The sequence below is a fragment of the Candidatus Hydrogenedentota bacterium genome (genome assembly GCA_012730045.1).
In the GTDB taxonomy this organism is placed as follows: domain Bacteria; phylum Hydrogenedentota; class Hydrogenedentia; order Hydrogenedentales; family CAITNO01; genus JAAYBR01.
This window is the reverse complement of record JAAYBR010000136.1, coordinates 22,668-29,246: the sequence shown is the minus strand read 5'-3', so window position 1 is coordinate 29,246 and position 6,579 is coordinate 22,668. Positions and strand designations below refer to the sequence as shown.

5 protein-coding genes are annotated in these 6,579 nt (G+C 64.9%); 2 read left to right on the top strand and 3 right to left on the bottom strand.

The window, feature by feature from the left end; all coding sequences use genetic code 11:
- Positions 1-445: 445 nt before the first annotated feature.
- Positions 446-1,603, bottom strand: a complete 1,158-nt coding sequence (locus GXY15_14570) for a hypothetical protein (GenBank protein NLV42433.1) — start codon at positions 1,601-1,603, stop codon at positions 446-448.
- Positions 1,604-1,758: 155 nt separating this feature from the next.
- Entirely contained in the window at positions 1,759-2,220 is a 462-nt protein-coding gene (locus GXY15_14565) for an RHS repeat-associated core domain-containing protein (GenBank protein NLV42432.1), read from the bottom strand.
- Between the two features lie 870 nt (positions 2,221-3,090).
- Here GXY15_14565 and cysE point away from each other — a divergent pair.
- A complete protein-coding gene (gene cysE, locus GXY15_14560) occupies positions 3,091-4,008 on the top strand; it encodes a serine O-acetyltransferase (GenBank protein ID NLV42431.1) in 918 nt (305 codons plus the stop codon).
- A complete protein-coding gene (locus tag GXY15_14555) occupies positions 3,992-5,095 on the top strand; it encodes an FAD:protein FMN transferase (protein ID NLV42430.1) in 1,104 nt (367 codons plus the stop codon). Before cysE ends, GXY15_14555 begins: the two co-directional genes overlap by 17 nt.
- Here the strand turns inward: GXY15_14555 and GXY15_14550 are convergent.
- Positions 5,076-6,578: a hypothetical protein gene (locus GXY15_14550; GenBank protein NLV42429.1), complete on the bottom strand. Its 1,503-nt coding sequence runs from the start codon at positions 6,576-6,578 to the stop codon at positions 5,076-5,078. The genes GXY15_14555 and GXY15_14550 overlap by 20 nt on opposite strands.
- Position 6,579: the final 1 nt, after the last annotated feature.

Here is a 6,579-nt window from a genome sequence, read left to right as displayed (position 1 = left end):
GCAACGCGCCGATGTTGCCGCCCTCTTCCCGCGTCTTGGCGTTTAAGAGGCCTTAACGCAAAGGCGCAACGGCGCAAAGAAAAGGCCAAGCAGCGAAAGAAATCAGCCCGCCCCATCCCCACCAAGGGATTCCCGAAACCGATTCAACTTTCCCGTCCCGCCGACCAGTCTACCAGAGCGCCGACAGGCCGTCAAGGACCCCACCTGAAGGTTCCCACGGATCAGGCGCGTGTCCCGGCGCGCTGGATGCACGTGTGGAAAGTGACCCCGGGTCAGCCGCCCGAAAGGTCATGTGATCCAACTGTCAATGCCACCCGGATCAGGTTATAGCAGACGTCGGCTCATCGGTCAAGCGGACGCCCCATGAGATTGACCTGCGTCTTTCTGTCTGTCGGTATCAAGGTTTATATAGTATCCTGGATTCAGGAAATGGTCTTGCGCAGGTTCAATGTTTGTGATCCAAATCCGTGATGTGACCATATTGCAGGATGAGACCCGCCATCTCGTTGTCTCCTATGATGCGTGCGACGTCCAATTCCGTCCTTCCATGATTCAGCGATCCATACCTTGCGCCACGATCAAGAAGAAATCTTACAAACTCCCGGTCCCTTGCGCAAACAGCGCTATGAAGAGCCGTGTTGCCGGTCTCGGCGCACACCTGGTTGACATCCGCCCCATACTCAAGAAGAAGATCAACCATTGCCCGTTTGTCTCTGTCTTCGTTCCCGGGCACGTCCCTGCTAGCCATGGTTATCGCAGGGCCGAGGTCTTCATAATCGGCGGCTGGATTTGCCCCACGATTTAACAACAGCCGAATTATGTTGAGATCGCCTCTCGACACGGCTGCTATTAGTGTCGTGCACCCATAACGATTGGCAGCTTCAATATCGGCACCCCTGTTAAGAAGCAGTGTCACTGTGTCTACATTCCTGCTTTTTGAAGAGGATAATAGAGGAGTCTCTCCCTCATTCGACCTGATGTTAACCGGGGTGCATGCCAGCAAAAGCTCCACAACCGCCACATGACCCTCCTGAGCGGCAAGATGCAGGGGGGTGAATCCTCTGAGGCTCCGCAGACACTCCTTTCCCATGCACAGTCTTGTTCGAGCGAGAGGATCGGCCCCTTCTGAAAGCAATATTTGGACACATTCCGCCTGTCCGTATGCTGCCGCTTCATGAAGCGCCGTCCACTGCCTGGCGTCGGCGAGATTGATCCCGGCACCGTGCGCAAGAAGCAATCGGACACATTCGGGAAGTCCCAGGCGGGCCGCCAGCATCAGAGAGAGAAGGCCCTTTTCCCCCCCCAAGTTCGGGTCGGCCCCATGCGCAAGCAGAATGGACAGGGCAACAGCATCCCCCTTTCGGGTCGCCTCAAGCAGAGGGGTTGTGCCCTCACATGCCTCATTCAGCTGCGCCCCCCCCGCGCAAAGAAGGGGAATGGCCTCATGAAACCCGTTGTGGCAGCAGGTGATGACAGGGGCAACCCTCTTCTTAAGACGCGCGAAGGTGTTTCTATTGTCGCATAAACACCTTTCCAGGCGCGGCAAGTCGCGACTCGCGCACGCGGCCACCATCTCATCCAAAACCTCGCGAGCTCTCGCCATTATGGGTGCCCTTTCTAGCAGTCACCACCGGAGGGTGAACGCCCTGGTGCCTTCTTTCGCTTGGTGGAGGAATAGTCGCCGTTTTCATTATGTAATTTCATGTGTTCGTCATGTTTCATTGGCGCCAGATTGTCTCCCGAATTCTTCCCATTATCTCATGTCGGTTGTACATGATGCATGTCATAGTACCTATTTAAATCGTCATCCCATGGTACTTCTTGCCCTGGATTGGCATCTTGCCATAGTTTTCTTTTCTGTCTCGCCGAGAGCTTCTTGGTTGTTGGATTGGCCTCGCAGGATATTTCGTCTGCGTGATCTGAGACAGTATCGATGCCATCCAAAATGACATCAGTAATTATGATGGCCCCACCTATTAGTACTCCCCCTCCGATAATGACAATAACGATCCACCCCCCGCTCGGGTCTGTCCGCATCACCGGATTCCCGGCGACATAGGCGTAGACATTGGGTCCGTCCACGAATCCGAGGGGGTCACGCATGTTCCATCGGGCGGTGGCAGGGTTGTAGTAGCGGAAGGGGGCGAAGTACTGGCCGAGGGCGCGGTCCCACGGGTGGCCGGTGTAGCCAATGGTCAGGGGCAGGCCGGCGGAGCGCATCAGCTCGCCGTAGGGCGCCGCTTGCTGCGCCCTCCTCCCGAGCCTTGGCGTCTTTGCGTCTTGGCGTTAAAGAGGTTTTAGCGCAACGGCGCGACGGCGCAAAGAAAAGGCAAGGCAGGCATCAGCCCTCCCCATCCCCACCAGGGGATTCCCGAAAGCAATTCAACTTTCCCGTCCCACCGACCAGTCTACCAGAGCCCCGGCGGTCCGTCAAAAAGCCGGGCGATGCCGTGAAACATGCGGCGGGCAGTGAGCGCGGGCGTTTTCTTGCGTCTGTTCCCCAGGGCAATCGCACCAGAATGCGCCTTAAGAAACGCCTGCGAGCAGCATGAATGTCCCTCGGTCATGTGATTCTGTCTTTGTTGTCCCAACGGGACATCCGCATATAGCCCAGGCCAGGCCGCCGCCCGAAGGGCCAGGCCTGCCCTGGGGAGAAGGCTCCCCCGAAAACATGCCCCAAAGGGGCAGCCGAAATTTACGCGCCGGGAAGAAGACAAGGCAGGCGGGACGCCTGCGGTACGGAACTGCCCCGCAGGTCTTCTTCGTACCGCAGGCGTCCCGCCTGCCTTGTCTTTGGGTTCTCGCCGTAATTTCGGCTGCCCCGTTGGGACACGATTCTTTCTGTCCGGGCAACCCAGGGCAGGCCTGGCCCTTCGGGCGGCGGCCTGGCCCGGGCCATATTCGGCAACGCTTACAGCGTTGAAGAGGACAAGGAACAGGGGACGAAAGAACTCTTTGTCAGGAAGGGTGGGCGGATTTTGGTGCGATTTCCCTGCGTCTGTTCCCTTGCAGGGATACGCCATGCTATGCTGTTGGGCGAAACGGCGCGCCCCGGGCGCCGGTCCCAACCCCACACGGACGGAGCCCCGCATGACAGACAAAGGGAAAGACCCCATCTGGGAGACCATACGCGCGGAGGCGGCGGAGGGGGTCGGGCATGAGCCGACCCTTTCGAGCTTCCTGCACACGACCATCCTGAACCACCCCACGCTGGAGAGCGCGCTGTGCTTCCAGCTGGCCAGCAAGCTCGAAAGCGTCACCCTGCCGGCCCTTTCGCTGCGAGACCTCATGGAGGCCGCGCACGAGGCGGACCCCGGCCTGGCCGCCTGCGCCCGGGAGGACATCGAGGCGGTGCGGCGGCGCGACCCGGCCTGCCGCATGTACTCGCAGCCCATCCTGTATTTCAAGGGCTTCCTGGGGCTTCAGGCCCACCGCATCGCCCATTATTACTGGCGGCAGGACCGGACCCATCTGGCCCTGTTTCTCCAGAGCCGCATCTCCGAGGCTTTCGCCGTGGACATCCACCCCGCCGCCCGCATCGGCCGGGGCGTCTTCATTGACCACGCCACGGGCATCGTCATCGGCGAGACCGCCGTGGTCGAGGACAACGTCTCCATGCTCCACGCCGTCACCCTGGGCGGCACGGGCAAGGAGTGGGGCGACCGCCACCCGAAAATCCGCCAGGGCGTCCTCATCGCGGCGGGCGCCAAGATTCTGGGCAACATCGAGGTGGGCGAGGGCGCCAAGGTCGCCGCGGGCGCGGTGGTCCTGAAGTCCGTGCCGCCGCACACCACGGTGGCCGGGGTGCCCGCGCGGCCCATCGGCCCGGCGGAGTCGGACCAGCCGGCCCTCGACATGGACCAGGAGATCGGCGAGGCCTCCTTCTGCCCGCCGCCGTGCAGCCGCCCCCTGGAGCAGTGCTCCCGCGTGGTGCAGTATGAGGAGGAGCGGAAATGCCGCGGCGGCTGCGCCGCGCCGGACGGGGCCGCCGGTGAAGAGACCCCCTGAGTTTGTCCGCAACGCGGCGCTGGCGCTCGTCGCCGTCGCCGCGCTGGGCTGGTACGCCCACCGGTCGCTGACCTGCCCGCCCGCCCCGGGGAGCGGCGCGGACGCCCCCTCCCCCGCGCAGGCGTCTGTGGCGAAGTTCGAGGGGAAGAGCATGGGGGCGTCCTATCATGTGACCCTCACGGGGACCTTGTCGAAGGAGGAGGTCCTCCGCGCCCACAAGGCCGTGGACGCGGCCCTGGAGGACGTCAACACAAAGATGTCCACTTACCGGGAGGACTCCGAGCTCAGCCGGTTCAACCGGCACCCCGGCACGGACCCCTTCCCCGTGAGCACCGAGACTGCGGAGGTCTTCCGCGTTGCCCTCGCCGTCTCCGAACAGTCGGACGGGGCCTTTGACATCACCGTGGGGCCCCTGGTGAACGCGTGGGGCTTCGGCCCCGACCCGGAGGGGCCGCCGCCGGACGACGCGGCCGTCGCCGCCCTGCGGGAGCGCGTGGGCTGGCGCATGGTGGCCGTGGACGCGGAGAACCGGCTGATCAAGACGCGACCGGACGTCTATTGCGACCTGTCGGCCGTGGCCAAGGGGTATGCCGTGGACAAGGCGGCGGAGGCGCTGGAAACCCTCGGGGTCGCGGGCTACATGGTGGAGGTTGGGGGCGAGGTGAGGGCGAAGGGGAACGGCCCCAAGGGCGGCCCCTGGCGCATCGGCGTCGAGAGGCCGCAATACGGGGAGCGCAGCGTGCAGGAGGTGGTGCTGCTGGGGTCCGCCGCCCTCGCCACCTCGGGGGATTACCGCAATTTCCGCATGGTGGACGGAAAACGGTTCTCGCACACCATTGACCCCAAGACGGGACGCCCCATTGAGCATGCCCTCGCCTCGGCAAGCGTGCTGCACCCGTCCTGCGCCTGGGCGGACGCCTATGCGACGGCGCTGATGGTGCTCGGGCCGGAGGCGGGCCGCGCCTTCGCGGAGAAACAGGGGCTGGCCGTGAGCCTGCTGGTCCATGCGGGGGAGGGCCGGTTTGAAACCGTGAACACGCCCGCCTTCGACGCCGCGCTGGAGGCGGCTACGGCATCGTCCCGATGAGCGTCACCGCCTCATAGAACGCCGCGGCGGCGAGCACCAAACCCGCGTAGAGGATGGTCCCCCCCAGCACCCGCACGCCGGTGAGCAGCCCCCAAAACGCCCCGGAGCCGGGTTTTCGGAAGAAGGCGAAGACGCGGAGCGCCCAGGCGGTCACGGCAAACGAGGCCAGGGCATAGATTTCCAGCTCCAGGATCATGGTGACCACATGGAAGGCGTAGGTGCCCGAACGTCCCACCCAGACCGGGGCCAGGCCCGCGCCAACGAGGAGGAAGGTGAACGCGTTCTTGACCACCCCCAGCGCCAGGGGGAACAGCGACAGGAGCACCGTGTTCAAAACGGTCTCCTCCAGAAAGTTGTTCTTCCAGGTGAACCAGGCGGCCTCCAGCACGTTGCCGGAGGCGTAGGCGCGGCCCACATGCTCCAGCCCGCCCCCGGTGAAAACCGCGCCGATGTACGCGCTGAACCGGTGCGCCAGCAGCGGCTGGGACATCATGGAAAACATGGCGGAAAACAGGAGCGCATACAGCGCGGCGTGCATGCCCGTCCACAGGCGCGGGCGCGCCGCCACCTCGCCGAACAGGGGCAGGAAGAAGTGCCCGTCGGGAAGCGTGGCGGCCCAGCGGCGGCAGAGACGGGTGTGGGCCATCCACGCCGAGAGGGCGGCCAGCAGCAGGCCCGTGAAACCCGCCCACGCCACCAGGGGCGCGGTGCGCGTTTCCCCGCCCTGCCAGGGGGGCACCAGCGCCGCGGGGTCCTCCTCCTCTTCGGGTGTCCCGCCGGAATCCTCGCCCGCCGCCGCGACCGGCGCCATGCCGTCCCCCTCTTCGGAGTCTTCGGAGACCTCCGCCGCCTCATCATCGGCCAGCAGACTCATCCCGTCTGGATGCGCCCAGCCCTCCACCGTGGCCCCGTCATCGGGGAAGGCCGCGTCCAGCGCGGGATCGTCGGGAATCAGGTAGGAGAAAAGGAACCCGGACACATTGCGCCGCAGCCTGCCCACCACGGTGAACGGCTGCCCGGCGAGGGCAAAGGCGTCTTCCCGTGCGAGGTCCCCCGCAAGGGCCTCCGGCGCGCCGGGTTCGGGCAGCCGGCCGGACGCCAGCAGCGGCGCCAAGTCCTCCCGGAGAACAGAGACCGCCACCGCCAGTTCCGGAGTGTCCGCCCGGAACCGCGGCGCCGCGTCCGCGTCCACCGCCCAGTCGTGCAGCAGGCGCAGTTCCCGGTCGCCTGGGGCGGGGTGGTCGCGCGACACCATGCGCGCGCGGACCGCCAGCGCGTCCGGCGGGGGGGGCGTTTCGCCGTCCAGACAGACCAGTCCTCCGGCCCAGGGCTCCCGCGTGAGCAGGCTCCTCTCGCCGATGTCTGCAAGCGCCAGCAGCAGGACCGCCGCACCGAAGAGGGCGGCGGGCAGGAAAAGCCCCCCGGGGCCGGCATCCGCGGCCGCGGGGGGCGGTGTTTCGGTGCGCTGTTCGTCCGGGGTCATG

Excerpts from the sequence above, each read along its gene's own strand:
- GXY15_14570 (NLV42433.1), bottom strand. The coding sequence starts at position 1,603 with ATGGCGAGAGCTCGCGAGGTTTTGGATGAGATGGTGGCCGCGTGCGCG.
- GXY15_14565 (NLV42432.1), bottom strand. The coding sequence starts at position 2,220 with ATGCGCTCCGCCGGCCTGCCCCTGACCATTGGCTACACCGGCCACCCG.
- cysE (NLV42431.1), top strand. The coding sequence starts at position 3,091 with ATGACAGACAAAGGGAAAGACCCCATCTGGGAGACCATACGCGCGGAG.
- GXY15_14550 (NLV42429.1), bottom strand. The coding sequence starts at position 6,578 with ATGACCCCGGACGAACAGCGCACCGAAACACCGCCCCCCGCGGCCGCG.